This window comes from Acinetobacter sp. YH12252, assembly GCF_013417365.1.
GTDB lineage: Bacteria > Pseudomonadota > Gammaproteobacteria > Pseudomonadales > Moraxellaceae > Acinetobacter > Acinetobacter towneri.
The window spans coordinates 1-17,709 of sequence record NZ_VPEA01000013.1; the positions used below are offsets into that span (position 1 = coordinate 1).

Consider the following 17,709-nt stretch of genomic DNA (forward strand, 5'->3'; position numbering starts at 1 on the left):
TTCCATTTTAGAGATTTGTTTAAGATAAGATATAACTCATTGAGATGTGTCATAGTATTCGTCGTTAGAAAACAATTATTGTGACATTATTTCAATGAGTTATCTATTTTTGTCGTGTACAGAGATTTTTTTCAATTTCATTTGCAAATTTCAATTCATCTAATTTATTTTCAGATGTTGAGGCTTCAATTTCTTTAACTTTCTCTGAATTAGTCCAATTATTAATCGTATTTGAATTGGTAACATGAGCGGCGGCAGTTAATGATGTCGCCAGCGCATCAAATCCTTGAGCTATTTCAGCTCCTACCGCACTATCTAAAGCTAAAGATTTTCCTGTCTCAATTGCTAAACGGACTGGGCCTGAAATCATTAGTCCTACCGCAAGTTGAACAGTACCTAAATCAACTCCAGTATCTTCACTAATCTGCTTTATATTATTTCCTAAATCAGCAATATTGCTTAATATCGTCATACCAACTGTGGTTTGGGTCGTAACTTTTGTCTCAATGTCAGTTCCTTTCGCATAAATTACTTCTTGTTCATTTACGCCTATTTTAGGTTGTTTAAAAATCGTTTCTAAACCAACACCAGATTGAGCTAATGTATCTAGTTGACTCTGAATTTCACTAAACTCTTTTGCTGCATAGAAAAAATCTAATTTAGAAAATAAAGCTTCAACTTCTTTTGGCTCTATCCCTCGTTTGAGCAATTCACTTGCAACTTTGTCACCAACTACACCCGTTTCTTTATATTCACTTGGTAAATTGTAAAGCCTTGCCTGAATATTATTTAGTGTTTGTAAAGCCTTATCTTTATACTCACCCGCTGGTAAGGCTTGTGCTAAATTTTCTGCACTTTGACGGAAATTCTCTGGCAAATCCTTCTGTTCTTGAATAATCTCCTGTCGTCCAGCTTCTGTCAGTAATCGATGATCAATCGTTACTGAACCATCCAGCATACCTGTGGTCTGATCACGAGTAATTTCTTGGGTATTGTTGATATCACGGTTGGTGGTATGGTAATCCTCCCATAAATAACCGAAGTTAAAAGCAGAGGTTAAGCAGCCATTAGAGGTGGCTTTCCTTTGTTAGCTTGATGTGGTCTTTCATGGTTGTAATGCCACAACCAGTTTGTTGCATAATCTTGTACTTCATCCAAAGTATCAAATAAATGCTTGCTCAGCCAACTATAACGTATGGTCCGATTATAGCGTTCAATATACGCATTCTGCTGTGGCTTACCCGGTTGAATATATTCAATACGAATACCATGCTCAGTAGCCCAGCGCACAAATTCGTGACTGATAAATTCGGGACCATTATCGCATCGGATCACTAACGGTTTTTCTCTCCACTCCAGCAATTGATTCAACGTACGAATAACCCTGATTGTGGGCAATGAGAACCCTGCTTCAATGGCTAGGCCTTCGCGGCGGTAATCATCAATCACATTCAATAATCGAAACTTGCGACCATCGGAAAGCTGATCATGCATAAAATCTAATGACCAAACCTGATTTTCTCGGATTGGTTCTTTCAATGGTTCAGGCGCATGCCGTTTTAGTCTTCTTCTCGGTTTAATACGCAGATTCAGTGCCAACTCACAGTAAATGCGGTAAACCCGCTTGTGATTCCAGCAGCAACTCTCAACATGCCGTAAATACGAGAAGCACAAACCAAAGCCCCAATCGGAATTTTCCTCAGTGAGTTCAATGAGCTGTTCAGCAATGAGTGCATTGTCATCGCTGAGTTTGGCTTGATAGCGGTAGCAGGTTTCACTAATGCCAAATGCTTTACAAGCCAAACGAATACTAATGGCATGCTGGGCAACTGCCTGTTGTGCCATCTTACGCCGGCAAGATGGCTTTACCACTTTTTTGCCATCGCTTCCTGGATGATTTCGGCCTTTAATCGCTCTTCCGCATACATCTTTTTAAGTCTGGTATTTTCGGCTTCTAGCTCTTTCAGTCGAGCCATTAATGATGTATCCATACCACCATATTTGGCACGCCATTTATAAAAGGTAGCATTACTCATGCCGTGTACACGGCAAAGGGTCGCTACAGGTGTGCCAGATTCTGCCTGTTTCAAGATGGACATGATCTGACTATCAGTAAATTTAGATGTTTTCATGCAGAATCTCCTGCTCGTATCTTAAGAGAAAATTCTACTTTTAGATCCTATTATTTTTAGGGGGGATTACCGTATCTTTCACATTCGTCACAGTACCTTGACCTAAGGTTGCCTTGGTCAGTTGTTCTGTTTCTTGCCCGCTGCTATTGATACCAATGGTCGTTGAACCTTTTGGAGCTGTAGAAGCTTCTTTAGTTCCCTTTTGTGGAATACCAATACTGGTCGATACATTAATTTCAAAAATTAAAATCCTTTAACGTCTTTCCTTTTTCATCCAATAATTTATATACAAAATCAGGTTCAATTTTTAAAAATAACTCAATAACATCATGAATTTTCCAACCATGTATTTCTGGATGATCAATGATTGAAATTAAATGTTCTTTTAAAAATGGAATATATTCTTTGAAGTCCTCATCGATTATTAAACCAAATAAAGAATCTATTCCAAAAGGTTGAGTATTAGCAAGCTCTATTATTTTGACAATATATGGAAACAATTTTTTTCTTGTTAAGGTACCTAGACCATGGTCAGATTTATCAGCCCAATAACGAATAAATGCTCTAAGAACATGTTGCAATGTATCATCATAACCATTTAGCCTATGATCAATAAAACCATTTAATTTATTGTTTTCAAATAATGCAGTTAAAGCATTAAAACCATAATCATCTCCCCAAAATGTCAACAATTTAGCAGCTTGGAATACAATATAGTCATCCGAATTTGTTAATAATTCTCTTAACTGTTCTATACGGCTAACTGAAATATCTTCAGCATCTAAGTCCTCTGCTATATCTGTATAATTGACACTATCAGGAATCTCATTTAATAAGTCTATAATCTTCTGTTCCAACTCTATACTCCTTACAAACTATTTCTTTATGTATTCTGATGGAACACAACCTTTGATTAAGCATTCCCCATCTCTAATAGCATGATTCAAATCTTTATTTGCATCTCTTAATTTATCTCGATTTTTTTTACTAGGATTACGATCATATTTCGCCTGAGCTGCATCGACTTTAGATTGTAATTCCTTTCTAACTTCGGTATGTGTCACAATCTGACTACCAGAAATCTTACCTGCATCAATATCTTCCTGCAATCGCTTCGTATCAATCTTAATTTGCTCACCACCATAATTTTTAGAATCAATAGCTATTGCTGGATCACTTGTTGAAATGTATGGTGTATTCTCAGAATTACCACCTCTAATATGAGATTGAACAGATCCTGTTCCTTCAGGGTTTGCAGCAACCAAATCACCTTTGTCATTTATGTAAGCTTTTGGTTTACCTTTATAATTTTCTGTAGCAGAAAAATCATGATCATTACGAGTAACATAATCAGGAACAGTAGGTTTTACTGATATTTCATCACTATTTTTAGCTTTTCCTTTCCCTGAAATTAGTGTCTCAGCAGCTATACCAACAATAAAAGTAGCACCTAGCTTTGCATTTTGCAGTGATTCCGCATAATTAAGACTTCGTTGAAAATCATCATCGCTTAGTCCAAGCTGTTTCAACTCACTAATTTTTTCAGACCGACTCCAATCATCATATAGACCATCTGAAAGTCCGTAGAGTGATTTTACTAAATGATCTGATACCGCATTTGTAGCATAATCAATATATTCTCCACTAAATTGATTAACTATATATCCTGCTGTTGCTTTTACAGGCCCTCCTAACAACACGCTAGCAGCAAGTTGTATTTTTTCAATGTCAACACCACTATCTACAGAAATTTTTTCTATATTTTTACTAATTTCTGCTGCCGCATGTAAAAATTTAAAACCTAGTAAATCCGTTTCTTTTACAGCAAGAGAACTATCTGTATTTTCAGCTAATATACTAATTAAGGAGTTTGAGTTGACTATTGGTTGCTCTTTAGAGAGCTCAGAATTAAGAATCTGTTCAATGCCACTACCATTCTGACTCAAAATATCTAATTGTTCTTGGACAGCAGATAATTTTTGAATTGCATACCAATAATTATCTGTATCTATAATCTTTTCGACCTCTTTAATTTCAAGACCATTTTTCAATAGCTCCCCTGCAACTTGCTGCCCATATTCCTCTAAACCCTCAAAATCTGCTGGTAAACTATAAAGTTTTGCTTGTATATTATTTAAACTTTGTAAAGCCTTCTCTTTATATTCTCCCTCAGGCATTTGCTTCACAATATTTTCAGCACTTTGACGGAAATTTTCAGGTAATTCCTTCTGCTCTTGAATAATCTCCGCCCGTCCACTCTTACTCAGTAAACGCTGATCAACCGTCACAGAACCATCCAGCATGCCCGTCACTTGGTCACGAGTAATTTCTTGCGTATTATTAATGTCCCGATTGGTGCTGTCTGGGGCATTTGCAACAGTCCCTTGACCCATCGTTGCCTTAGTCAATTGTTCTGTTTCTTGTCCACTGCTGTTAAGGCCAATGGTGGTTGAACCGTTTGGATATTTGGATTTTTCTCCATCTTTGTTGTTCGTGGTTTTGCCTATCGTCGTTGATACATTAAAACCACTGCTACTGTTGTAGTTATGATCTTCTATGTCTTTCAGCGCAAGTTCGCCTGAATAGTTCAGCTTACCGTGATCCGTTAATGTGCCGTCTTCATTCTTCGTCGCATTGGCAATCACACCACCAATACTGGTAATATTTTTAACACCCATCGCATCTAGATCAGCATCGTTCTGCGCATTGCCAATCAGCAGCTTACTAGTGTCATTTACCCATGCACTGTCAATGCTGCCCTTACTTTGGTTATAGCCAGCGCTGATATTGCTGGCTTTACCGTTAGAACCAAAACCTAAGCCAATATTTCCGCCTTTGCTGCTATTACTGCTAGTCTCTGTATCCTGCAAGCTTTCTACATGGATCTGATTTACTTGTAGATTACCTCGGTCAGCGATAGAAACCTCACCGCCCTGAATATTCAGTTTGTCTATTGCACCTTCAGTACGATTCAGCACAACTTCACTATTTACGTGGGTGAGGCTTTCGTTTTGTGATTGGCTGGTTTGCTTGCCTATTGAAGCACTGCCGCCACCGCCATAGGTATAGCTCACACTTTGGCTATTGGTTTTACTATTGCTGTCCTGTTTACTATGCTCGACGCCTGCAGTCACATTGAGGTCTTTGCTGCCATCAAAGGTCGTGGTGCCTGTTGCATTCACTCGGCTGCCTTGGATATTGATGTCTTGGCCTTCTGATTTAAGCTGAAGGTTATTTAAATCTAAGTTGCTACCTTGCCATTGGCTTTGTTCTGTATTCGTGGTCGTCGTAGTTTCAATCCTTTCACCATTGGCACCAATAGTAAAGCCATAGGTTGCACTGCTTGCAGCCGCAGATGCGGCTGCTGCCCCTACAGCAATCTGTGCACTTGCCACATTGGCCGTTGCCATTGCGACATTGGCTTTGCTGTCATCTAAGGCTCCTTTGGTAATTCGACCCGCTGCATAGTCACGTTGTGCTTGGCTATAATCATCTTTAGCTTTAGATAAGGCTTTAGTTGCATCTGCAACAGCTTCTACCGCTAAGATTGCATCTAAATAGGCATTGCGAATGCCGACTTCTGTACTGATGGTTTCAGTATGAGTCTTTTCTTCTGTGGTGGTTTTATTTTCATAACCGCCTATGTTAAGATTTCCTCGACCATGATCAATGATCGTATCACCTGTCGCTGTGATATTTTGGCCGAGGATATCTACACCTTCTGCACCTTGAATTGTTAAATTTTCAGTATTGATATTGCCTGACTTATGCGTTGTGGCTGTAGTTTTAACGGTATTCTCTGCGTCTTCAAGTACAAAGCCGCCCACTCGAATGCTGTCTTTATTCAGCTTAACCCCAAGACCTTGTACCGTTTCTTTGCTGTTTGACGTAACAGTTTTGTGTTGTTCTTCTGCTGCATCGAGCGTGACTTTTTTGCCCGCTAAGACCGTGTTCTGTGCATCAATGTTGCTACTGGTCAGTGTCGTTTGACCTGCTGAACCCACATAGACATTATTGGCACCAAGATCGGTCCCTGTTTGTGTTCTTTGCTCAGTCCGTGTGCTCGATGATTCTCCGATCGTGATCTTCGGTGCTTTTAATCCCGGAGCTAAAGCCTCAATACCCGCTAAGCCAACAGCAGTCACTTTCATTAAGTCTTTGGCAATGCCACGATAACCTTTTTGGGTTTCATCCCATTGCTGATCATTGGTTTCTAATGTCGTCAGACTGACATTTTCGGGCAGGGCATTACCATCTTTGGATTTTAAACTGCCATCCGCTTGGCGTTCGAATTGTTTATTGCCAATATAAATATTGTCTTGAGCTTGTATATCATTGGCTTGCAGCTCGATATTTTTACCGGCATTGATATCAACATTTTTGCCAGCTTTGAGCTGTGTTTGTGCAACATCTTCGTCGATATATCCTGATTGACGGTTTTTAAATTGAATTGTATTTTTCTTGGCTGTTTCCGTGCTCTTTATATCAGTATCAATATCTGACAAAAGTTTTACATTGCCTTGGTTTGCCGTAATTTGAATGCTGTCTTTCGCACCAGCTTGCAGGTGCGTGGCTTGAATATCTCCTGTTTGGCTATTGATCAGGATATTGCCACCCGATTGGATGTCGGTTGCAATCGATTGACTGGTCGAAGATTGGATTTTTTTATCTGTTGTAGAGAAGCCACCTTTTTCTTGGGCTGCAAGCTGAGAACTGCGTTCATCTCGTCCATTTTCGATCAAGACATTTTGTCCAGCATCAATCACTACATTGCCCGACGTACTGTTCAAGGTGCTGGCTTTAATCTGAGTATTGGCACCACTTTGCAGGGAAATATTTCCTTTCGCCTGAATCTGCGTCCCTACATCTCGACTCGAAGCATTCAGAATCTGATCCTTGTCACCTGCTGAGCTTAAATCACTGCGACTGACATTCACCGTAGAAAGATTCAGGTCTTGTCCCGCTTGGATCGCAATGCTACCTTGGCTTTGTAGATCTGATGCAGTCAGATTGATATTATTCTTGGCATTGGCAACCAGCTGACCATCCGCATCTTGTACATACAGCCCAGCAACACGGCCAATGTTTTCAGCGCTAAATTCACTTAAACCGTGCTTATTTTCAGTTTTAATCGTCGTGGTGATGTTGTTAATGTCTCGGCCCGCATCAAGGGCAAGGATTTGATTGGCGGTCATTGTCCCACCAATATTATTGATATCGGTGTGTGCTGTCGCAAAGACATCTCGACCTTGTATTAAGCCACCCACGTTATTAATGTTATTGGCTTCAAGACTCACCAATTGGCGTCCAGCAATACTGCCTTGGTTGTTTAAATCCCCACTCAGTTTTAAATTGACCGTCTCGCCTGCAATCAAGGCACCTTTGTTGTTTAAGTCCCCCGACTGTACCGCAACATACACTTTCGGTACCAAGACTTGGATTTTTTCGCCATCAACGGTAATGGTTTCTGTCACCAGCCACACCATATCACTGGTCAATCGAGCAATCTGTGCTTCTGAGAGCTTCACTCCAACACTTAAATTAAGATCTTTGGCAGCACTTACCCCAGAATCCATCAAGGCTTTGAATTGATCCTCGAAGTTCGTATAACCATCTAAATAAACTTGACCCGTCAGTTGTGCAATTTGGTCATTGACCAGTTTTTGCTCGTAATAACCATCCCCTAAACGTTTTTGCATATTTTGTGGGTTGGTCGTGAACATTTGCAGCATGTAATCACTGCCTAACCAATTTTTATAATTGGTAAAGGCATCGCTGCTTTCAATCAAAGGGCGGTTATTATTTTCTTTATTAACGCTGTATAAGGATTGCAGCGGTAAGCTGAGTTCTGAGGTATCACCATTTAATGTGCCTTGGTGAGCACCATCATATTTCACCACATCAAGTTTTATTGGCGTTACGATATCAGCTGGATTATAGGGTTTAACACTGTTCCACTTACTTCGTTTACTTGTACCTAATGTATTCCAACCTACATAGTGATACTGTGATGTCCCCGTTTTAATCACACGATGCTCACCCTCAGCATCAATATTATTCACTTCATTTTGTTCAATATTAATGCCTTTCGTCGCTAGAATTTGGCTCTTGTCATTGGTCAGGCTTTGGCCTTTTAGCGTCAGTGTGCCACCTGAAATAATCTCCGCTGGTGCACTGGAATCCACATAGTGTTGGGTTTCGTACTGGTTGTAGATATATCGGGTATAGTCTTCATATTTTTGACCATCCAGATAAATGCTGTCATAACTGCCACGACCTGTAATATGCGATGAATCAAGAATTTCAGCGCTTCCAGCACCTTGATAAGCGGTCACATCTTTGCGGGTTTCTGGTATTTCTTTGACACTTGAACTGAAATGCAAATTTCGGTTGGTCAAAATATCCACGCCTAAGTACATATCACCCACGGATTGAATACGTGCACTGGCATTGTCTAATAATGCGGCAGAGCCTTCTGCCATATGGTTTGCATTGAGTTGTCCACCAACAGTCAGCGCACCTTCGCTGGCAATTAAGGCTTGTTCTCGGTTTTCAATTTTTCCGCCTGCAATATCTAAGCGTTGACGTGCCGCAATCGTGCCTGCTTTGACATCGCCATTGGTTTGCTGTTCTGCATTGAGAAGATGCGCGGCTTGCAGGGCAATATGGTCACCATAGATTTGACCTGTACCCACGTTTTGGATGCCTTGACTGGCATCAATACGAGTTAAACCTTGGCTATTAATGAGGCCGGTATTGTTGACGTTTTCAGCCTGAATGCGTTGATCGCCTAGACTTAATATCTTGCCATTATTGTTTAAATCTTTTGCTTGAAGATTTAAACTCGCTGGGGTGCTATCGACTTTATTTTCTGCAACTACTGCACCGCTATTTTGCAGCTCGCCATTGGCACTGATTTTAATATGCCCGGCTGAAGCAAACACTTGCCCTGCATTGTTAATCCCAACCCCTTGTTCGGTACTGATTAAACTGATTTTGCCCGCATACATTCCGCCTAAGTGACTGGTATCAATGGCAAACTGTGGCACAGTGCCTGCCAACCCCGAAGCCGCCTGTATCGCACCAGCCTGCGGATTAACTTCAATATCATTTTGTCCAGCAACCACCGTCAATTCTTTAGCCCAAATCCCCGCATTGATCTGTGCAGCACGGCTGAGTAACTGGGTATAGTCGGCTTTACTGGCATCCAAGCCCTGACCTGTGATGTTAATCACCCCGTCACGGACTTGATAACCTGTCACTTGTCCATTTTGAATATTCGGATTGGCGGTACTTAAAGTCACCCCACCTGCATTGATAAAACCGCCACCATCGACATTAATCCCAGCTTGGTTGGCAATGATCACATCTGCTTTACGTCCACCGACCTCTACATAGCCATTTAAGTGACTTGGATTGCTGCCGTTCACCTGATTAACAATGACTTTGGCTTCACCGCCTGCAAGCCACGGATTGGCTTGGATATAACCCCCAAGCTGCGTTTGAGTATTTTGGCGGCTGTTATTTAAAATGACACCGTTCTGATTCACATCAAATTGCTGGTAGTGATTCACCGATACCCCAGCTTTGCTTGGGGTTTGAATATTCACCTGCGTTGTGCCATTGGCACTGTTCAATATCGTTGGACGCTGATTGCCTGCCGCATTCGAGTCTGCAACAACATTGCTGTGCGATACACCAATAGATGCATTGATCAGGGCAGTGCCTGTAATCAGCATCAATGAAAATGAAAGAACTTTTAAAGCTAAACTTTTTTCAGAAGCAACGACTGGTGTTTCAAGATCAACCGCTTTATTATTCTGTGTTGAGGCTTGTCCTGCAGCTGCGACATTTTCTGCAACAGCAATCATTTCACCACGGGTTTGACTAAAAATCGTTTTATAGCAGTTCTTATTCATTTTTCAATTACCAATGTGTCTTTATTTGGGAGATTTTTTCGCTTTAATACTACGAGCTCATTTTTTAGTTTGTACTTTTCTTTAGATCAGAATGAATAACTGGCACTAAAACCATAATTCAAATCATAATTTTGGAAATATTCAGGCTTCTTGATTGGTTTACCGATAAATATATCGTAGTAAAAAGTGCCACCCACCTTAAATTGACCACGTAGCCCCATCGCACCACCCACAAGGGTTTTACCTAAAAGCCATTGGGCAGATTGACCATCAACATGCCCAGCATCCAAGGCCATATAGAATTGATGTGCGGGAAAAATAGACATGGCTAAATCATTGCGCCAGTAGAAGCCACGGTCTGCTGCTAGGGTTAGGTCACCATCAAAACCGCGTACTGTATACCTTCCACCAATGGAAAGCCGGTCTTGGATGGTCAGCGGGGTGTCATTGTATTGCGCTCTAAAGGCACTTGAGTAGCTATATTGCTGGTTCTCAAATTGGAACGGAACATTCAGATTGGCATCTAGCGTCCAGATCTTCATCCGTGATGTACCTTCGTTCAGCGCTTCCTCAACTGCTGGTAATGAATCGAATGCACCTGTGCCTCGCTTATACCCTAGACTCAAATCCAGCACTGCAAATTGAATATATTCACGATGATCAAGGTTTAACTGCCAACCCGCAACATCTCTGCGCTGTATGGTCAGTTCGGCATCATCAATATAGCTTTTAGATTCTCGATGCCAGCCTTTCAAGGTCGCTGAGGTTTTACGCTTGGCATCCCGATAAAGCAATCGGGTCAAGCCTAAGTCTTGAGTCTGACTTTCTCCATTATAGTTATAGACATTATTGGTGCCTGCAACAGCTTGGTCATAATTGTATCGACTCGCATTGGCGCTGATCAGCCAGTTTTTATAAGGGACTGAATAATGAAGGGCATAGTTATGGGTTCCGCTCTTCACAGTGGTTCCATTTTGATCCGTAATCTCTTGCTGATCTGCTAAGTTACGGCCCATGGTGACGTAAAATAAGTCACTTCTAAATAAAGGGTTATCGACTGAAACGGTGATGTTACCTTGGTATTTACCGGTTTGACGACTACCGGCATCATCAGCACTTAAGGTCACGCGAATTGGAATTTTTCGCTGTTTCCATTTGACGATAACATCACTTTGATTGGGCGCATCTGCAGGAATAATTTGAATATCAGCTTCCGCTGTAGGCAGTCTTTTTAAGTTTTCTAAGCCTTGCTCTAAGTCACGTAAATTGAGAATATCGCCACTCTTCATTGGAAAGATATTTTTGGCATATTGAATTCGGCCTGCTCGGGTATTTTCCTCATCACTTAAATCGAGTTTGATTTCTCGAACTAATCCCGGAATGACGGTGAGTTTTAATACGCCTGTACTTAAGTTTTGAGGTGCAGCCAATATTCGTGTCGTAGTAAAGCCTCGGCCAATGATGATGTTCTGCGTTTGCGTCATCAACAGATTAATTCGCTGCTCACCCATGCATAAACCTGGAGTAAAACTTAAATCTTTTAACGCTTGTTGCACATATTGATCAAAATGCTTACTCATTTCGCCATCAAGTTCAACTGTCTTGATTTCAAAACAATTCTGATCTTCAAGGTCGGTAAGTTGTACAGCTTCTTTTTTTTGGATGACATCTAAATTAACATCACGTTCTGGTTGTATAATTTTTTCTAGTTCTGCTTGGCGCTGCTGGTTTCGAATCAAACCATCTATCGCTGGATCAAATGTTTCTGCAAATGCAAAAGGAGTAACAACAAAACCACCCAAAGTAAGCAAAATACTTTTTAATACTATATTTTTTTTGAACATAAATTTATTGCATGTTAAATTTTGCGCAGAAATTAACAAATAATGACCAAATATTCAATGGTATTTTATTTTTCAATTTCTCCCATTAGATTGTACCCCTCAATAGACACTTAACTTTCATTCTGCAGGACACCTTCACTTGCCACATGTGTCGTTGATAGCCAATCTGACCATTGTTCTTGATATAACTGTACCATATGAGCACTTGGCTGTTTTTTCGTAAGCGTCCGCTGAACACACCTTATGAATTCATCCTATAAGCCTTAATTTAGTCCCCACTTAAAAACAAGTGGGGACTTAAATTTATGACGACAAATAATCAGACATCCATCGCATCTCTAGCGAAAAAACGAAGAACATACAGTGCTGAATTTAAACAGCAGATCGTTCAGGCTTGTAAAGCACCTGACGTTTCAATTGCTTCGGTCGCTTTGCAACATGGATTGAATGCAAATCTTGTATCCAAATGGATTCGCTTATTTGATGGTAAACCAAAGAATGATCGCTCACCACCACCGAATAAACCTGCATTTATTGCCTTATCCTGCTCTGCACCATTAGATCCTATTTCTACTAATATGTTAACGGTTCAAATTGCTTTACCTCACTCAAAAGCAGAAATTGGCTTTGTGATACGGGTCTGATTTTTCTTGATAAGCTGTGGCTCAAATTTACCCTCACGATCTCTAGGGGTATCTAGTTCAAACTCACCATCATCAGTCAGTAGACGCTTCGTTGTGTAACCATTGCGAGCATTTTTACCTGTTCGTGGACTATTCTTTTCGTAACCTAAATGGTCGGTGAGTTCCGCATTAAGGGCAGTTTCAACAGTCAATTTCTTTAAAGCCCGACTAAAATTATTGAGATCGAGTTCGGTTTTTAGGTTCTTGGCTAACTCTTTAGCGAGTGCCAACATTGCTTCATCTTTCATGGTAAACACCTTTTGTTTGACCCCAACAACGTTGGGGGAGTTTAAGCGTTTACATAGTTTTATTTACAGTCTCAACAAATCCGAAAACAAGGCATCACCATTGCTCATCTAAGGAGTAGACCCAGATACGATATTAGGCATATTTAGGTTTTTTGTCGTGTACAGAGTCAAAAAAGATAGAATCTGGATTTTTATTACATTTACTATCCGTATACTTCAACAGCAGCTTTGAATGTTTCACTTAACCTTAAACTTTTTTTAAAATTAAATATATTTACATATACGTTCTAAAATTTGATATAATTTATTAAAACTTTAGATTCCAAGTGTAAATAATGAGAAGCGCTAATATTCGACGTGATGGCTACTTAAAATTTCTGAATACATGGCAAGACCGTGATGTCATTAAAGTACTTTCAGGTGTGCGTCGCTCTGGAAAATCCACCTTATTGGCAATGTTTCAACAAATCCTAAAAGCACAGGGTGTACAAGCCGAAAACATCATTGCCATCAACTTCGAATTTATGGAATTTGAAGAACTCACCGATTACCGTAAACTACATGATTATGTATTGTCCAAAGTTGATAAAAGTAAAAAAAACTATGTTTTCTTAGATGAAATACAACATGTTACAAATTTTGAGAAAGTAGTCGACTCTTTATATGTTCGGGATTATATCGATTTATATATTACAGGCTCAAATGCATTCTTTCTAAGTGGAGAACTTGCGACTTTACTTACAGGACGCTATATCGAGCAACATGTTCTACCTCTGTCATTCCAAGAATTTAAACAGTGGCATATTGAAAATAATCCGATCATCCAACAATTATCAAATCGTGATTTGTATGCCATGTATACGCGCAGTAGTTTCCCTTATACGCTTGCCATGACTAGCCAGCAGGAAACTTATGATTACTTGCAAGCAGTCTATGCCAGTGTAATGTTTAAAGATGTTATTCCCCGTTTGAATACTGCCGATATTAACTCTCTCGAGCGTGTCGCAAGATATTTGGCAAGCGTGACAGGCTCACCTATTTCCATCAATAAAATTAAAAATACCTTTGTTTCAAGTGGGGTTAAAATTTCATTTGAAACAGTAAAACGCTATATTCAGGGCTTACAGGACAGTTTGTTATTTTATAGTGCCGCACAATTTAAAGTACGCGGGCGTGAGTTATTACAATCCTCTGAAAAATACTATTTAGTTGATGTCGGATTGCGCCGGATTATGTTGCCTGATGCTAATGCTGATCAAGGTCATATCTTAGAAAATGTGATTTATCTTGAGCTTGTCAGACGAGGTTATACGGTCTATGTAGGGCGGGTTGATGAATATGAAATTGATTTTGTTGCTGTCGATACTTTACAGAATTTAACTTATTATCAGGTGGCATTAGAAACGCTCAATGAGGAGACACTCAGCCGAGAGTTACGTCCATTACAGAAAATTTCTGATTCGTATCCCAAGTATTTGCTTACCTTAGACACGATAGGGACTGAAGCGAATTATAATGGTATTGTAAAAATGAGTGCTCTCGATTGGTTGCTATCTGAAAATAAGTAAAGTTGAGGGTAGACATGGATACACTTATTTATTAATTAAAACTCAAAGACTTTTCAGCATTAACCAAGAGTGTGATCAAGCATAATTTCTGCTCCATTTGTGATGGATTGATTTACCTCGACTCGATTTCTATCTGATTAAGATGTATGGTCCGCTTGCATCATGTGAGGACAGGAAAAGGCGAAACGGCTACTTTTTGCATGTGATTAGATAGTTACGGCTGTTATAATCCGTTACTTAACGGGGGATTAATATGTTTAAAAATTTATTACTGAGTTTATTTGTGGCTGTTCCACGGCTTTGTTGCATAAAGATTTTGTAAGCTTCTGATTTAAATAGGTTTGTATGAATTTCAACCTAAAAATTAATGAACAAAATCAGTTGGTTATGTATTTATGCAACAAAGCCTATGTTAGAATATTTTTTTATCGATAGTCCAACATTAAAATTTCGTCTATCTGCGGGCTCAAAGAAACGATTATTACTATCATTGACAATCACGGAACCCACATAGTTTCGATCTAATAAATTATCTAGTCGTGCATAAGTATTTACTTTCCAGTCTTTATTGACCCACAAATAGCCAACATTTGCCGCAACGACCGTATAACTTGGTGCAGTATCAGAGTTGATATCATCGACATAAATCTTGTCCATATAACGTGCTTCTAAGCCTGCCTGAAATCCCTGCTCAGGTTGCCATGCCAAGCCTACAAAAGCTTGATTCTTGGCAATACCTGGAATATATGTTCCTTTTTGTATCAGCGGTTTGGTTGTGGTCGCTGGAATATCAGCATCAAAAGTCGCATCTAAATAACTATAACTGGTTCGAATATTGAGTGCTTGCCAGAGCTGTTTTTGCCACGATAACTCTAAGCCTTCACGTAAGGTTTTTTCTGCATTACGAAATGTGCTTCGCCCGCCATTGGCATCGTCAGGCACAATGTCATTTTTAGTTTCAGTATGAAATACAGCAAAAGTAAATAACCCTAAGGTATTCTGCGATTTTAAGCCAAGTTCTACGGTATCACTGGTCGCAGGTTTTAAATTAAAGTTAATGCCTGAAGTCCCTACTGTAAGATAGGCCATCTCGGTAAAGGTTGGTGTTTCGAAGCCTTTGCCATAGCTAGCATAAGTATAAAGCTCAGGTAATATATCCCAGCCTAAAGCGACAGTTGGAAGTAACTTTTGATAATCTGTTGAACCACTGTCATCACCATTGCCTGTGGTTTAGTCATGGTGCTGAAGCTATTTCTGATGTCTTAATTCTATTACCTGCAACACAGTACATTTAAGTTGATGATGCTACTAGCAATGTTTTAACTATTGGAAAATATTACAGTAATTTAAATTATTTGGGGGAATTTTCAATAAACATAAATTTCGACACGTCACATTGTGTCGTTAGTAAGTAGGATGATTCAATCACTTCAAACTTAGCATTGGTATAACCCTGCCCTATGAGACAGCTTCATAATAAGGCTGCTTATATCTAGAATACTGTGGCAGTTTAAAGTTTTATTTTAATTTTACCTCAAACCACATTTGATAAATAATGAAGAAAACCTAGATATAACCCCCACAAACTACTGATATTTTTAATTTGCTAAAATTTTACATTGATCATATTTCATTCATGTAATTGTCATTTTTGCTTCTTATGATGAAGCTTTTTAAACATGATGCTTCAAAAAAATGAAAAAAAAACCACTAACCTTAGCTTTATTAGCTTCGACAATTTTATTAACCGCATGTACTGATGATGGGGACAATGGTCAAAATGGATTGAATAGTTTGATTCAACAGACGCCTTTAGTACTTGGAAATGATGATTGCTGGAGTGCTGGAACACGTATTGAAAGTGGTTTGGATAAAAATCAAAATGGTGAGTTGGATGCGAATGAAATCCAGCAAAGCTCCATCCAGTGTGGTCCAAACTTATTTGCCCAAGGGGTTGCATTGCCTTACCAAAACTTAACAAGCTTTAAGGCGAATGGAACAACTATTGCGAGTGCATTTACACTTCGACAGGGTGGCTTTGGCTCTGATGTTGCTGCCCATCCTACGAACAATAAACAATTTTACGCAATCACAGATCGTGGCCCAAATGCTGACTATAATGATGGCGTGAATGGTGCTGGTAAGATTTTTCCAATGCCAGACTATATACCTAAAATTGGGTTGTTTGAGGTACAAGATGATGGCTCAATCAAACTCATCAAAACGATTTTATTAAAAGATCGTGATGGAAATAATATTAGTGGATTACCGAATACTGCTGCACTAGGTGGTACAGGCGAAACACCTTACGATATTCATGGCAAGGTCATCGCTAAAGATCCATCAAAGCCTTATGACCCAATAACGAACCCTATCAAACTTGATGATTACGGTCTCGATTCTGAAGGTTTGGCAGCATTGAATGATGGTACATTCTGGGTGAGTGATGAATATGGTCCTCACATTGTGCACTATGATGCCAATGGAAAAGAAATTGGTCGTATTAATCCTTTTGTAAATGATGTGCGCAATACCTTCACTTTACCGCAAGAATTTAGTTATCGTCGTGCCAACCGTGGTATGGAAGGTTTAACTATTACACCTGACCAAAAAACATTGGTTGGGATTATGCAATCGACAATGGACTTACCGACTAAAGCTGTTAATAAATCAACCTTAACACGTATTGTGACGATCAATCTTGAAACAGGAAAAGTTGCTCAGTATCTCTATCGTCAAGAAATTGATGCTAACTCAAACTCAGCTATTATTGCGATTAATGATCATGAGTTTTTAGTACTGGAACGTGATGGCAAATTCCTTAAAGACGATCCGAATATCATGAAACATGTTTATCGTATTGATCTGAAGGATGCTACCAATTTGGAGGATATCGCAACTCAGGGCGATCTAGTGCAAGATCCTAAACTTGGTTTAACGATTGCAGGTAAAACCCTCGAGCAATATTTCATCAATAACGATAAAAAATGGGAAGCATTACAAGCACTAAATATTCAGCCAGTAAGTAAAACATTGGTATTGGATATGGGTAAACGTGTAAGTTATGCGCATGACAAAATGGAAGGTCTATGGTTGATTAACCGACAAACTCTTGGCATTGTGAATGATGATGACATGGGTCTTTGGACAACCAATGGTTTAGAGCAAAAGTATTTGGATAATGTGGGCATGCGTGTCGATACACCTACCTTATATATTGCCGATAAGTTAAATCTTTTCAACCCATAACAATGAATGAAGCCCAAAAGCTAAAACTTTTGGGCTTTTTAAATTCAACTTTTGTCTAGAGAGAAA

At 39.5% G+C, this 17,709-nt stretch carries 8 protein-coding genes and 3 pseudogenes; 4 read left to right on the plus strand and 7 right to left on the minus strand.

Going from position 1 to position 17,709, the window contains the following annotated elements:
- Nucleotides 1-103: 103 nt before the first annotated feature.
- The 5 genes from FTV28_RS11260 to FTV28_RS11280 all read right to left on the minus strand — a co-directional run bounded on the left by FTV28_RS11260 (nucleotide 104) and on the right by FTV28_RS11280 (nucleotide 11,895).
- A complete protein-coding gene (locus tag FTV28_RS11260; protein WP_179990508.1) occupies nucleotides 104-958 on the minus strand; it encodes a hypothetical protein in 855 nt (284 codons plus the stop codon).
- Nucleotides 959-1,056: 98 nt separating this feature from the next.
- A protein-coding gene (locus FTV28_RS11265; RefSeq protein WP_154320122.1) for an IS3 family transposase occupies nucleotides 1,057-2,132 on the minus strand; the annotation gives its coding sequence in 2 pieces (ribosomal slippage) (nucleotides 1,057-1,880 and nucleotides 1,880-2,132; 1,077 coding nt in all).
- Nucleotides 2,133-2,368: 236 nt separating this feature from the next.
- Nucleotides 2,369-2,989 (minus strand): hypothetical protein, encoded by a 621-nt coding sequence (locus FTV28_RS11270; protein WP_154320123.1) that lies wholly within the window; start codon nucleotides 2,987-2,989, stop codon nucleotides 2,369-2,371.
- Between the two features lie 18 nt (nucleotides 2,990-3,007).
- Nucleotides 3,008-10,051, minus strand: a complete 7,044-nt coding sequence (locus FTV28_RS11275; RefSeq protein ID WP_179990510.1) for a hemagglutinin repeat-containing protein — start codon at nucleotides 10,049-10,051, stop codon at nucleotides 3,008-3,010.
- 86 nt (nucleotides 10,052-10,137) lie between these two features.
- Nucleotides 10,138-11,895: a ShlB/FhaC/HecB family hemolysin secretion/activation protein gene (locus FTV28_RS11280; RefSeq protein ID WP_154320126.1), complete on the minus strand. Its 1,758-nt coding sequence runs from the start codon at nucleotides 11,893-11,895 to the stop codon at nucleotides 10,138-10,140.
- A 305-nt stretch (nucleotides 11,896-12,200) separates the two neighbouring features.
- On the opposite strand from FTV28_RS11280, the gene FTV28_RS11285 reads away from it, so the two are divergent.
- Nucleotides 12,201-12,539 (plus strand): transposase, encoded by a 339-nt coding sequence (locus FTV28_RS11285; protein WP_154320127.1) that lies wholly within the window; start codon nucleotides 12,201-12,203, stop codon nucleotides 12,537-12,539.
- On the opposite strand, the pseudogene FTV28_RS11290 reads toward FTV28_RS11285, so the two are convergent.
- A pseudogene (locus FTV28_RS11290) lies at nucleotides 12,524-12,826 on the minus strand (transposase); the annotation flags it as partial. The gene FTV28_RS11285 and the pseudogene FTV28_RS11290 sit on opposite strands and share 16 nt — an antisense overlap.
- A gap of 335 nt (nucleotides 12,827-13,161) precedes the next feature.
- On the opposite strand from FTV28_RS11290, the gene FTV28_RS11295 reads away from it, so the two are divergent.
- A complete protein-coding gene (locus FTV28_RS11295; protein WP_094069408.1) occupies nucleotides 13,162-14,394 on the plus strand; it encodes an ATP-binding protein in 1,233 nt (410 codons plus the stop codon).
- Between the two features lie 38 nt (nucleotides 14,395-14,432).
- Nucleotides 14,433-14,519: pseudogene (locus FTV28_RS13660) on the plus strand (HNH endonuclease); the annotation flags it as partial.
- A gap of 268 nt (nucleotides 14,520-14,787) precedes the next feature.
- On the opposite strand, the pseudogene FTV28_RS11300 reads toward FTV28_RS13660, so the two are convergent.
- Nucleotides 14,788-15,615, minus strand: a pseudogene (locus FTV28_RS11300) (TonB-dependent receptor); the annotation flags it as partial.
- Between the two features lie 474 nt (nucleotides 15,616-16,089).
- On the opposite strand from FTV28_RS11300, the gene FTV28_RS11305 reads away from it, so the two are divergent.
- Entirely contained in the window at nucleotides 16,090-17,643 is a 1,554-nt protein-coding gene (locus FTV28_RS11305; RefSeq protein WP_167846514.1) for an esterase-like activity of phytase family protein, read from the plus strand.
- Nucleotides 17,644-17,709 lie beyond the last annotated feature (66 nt).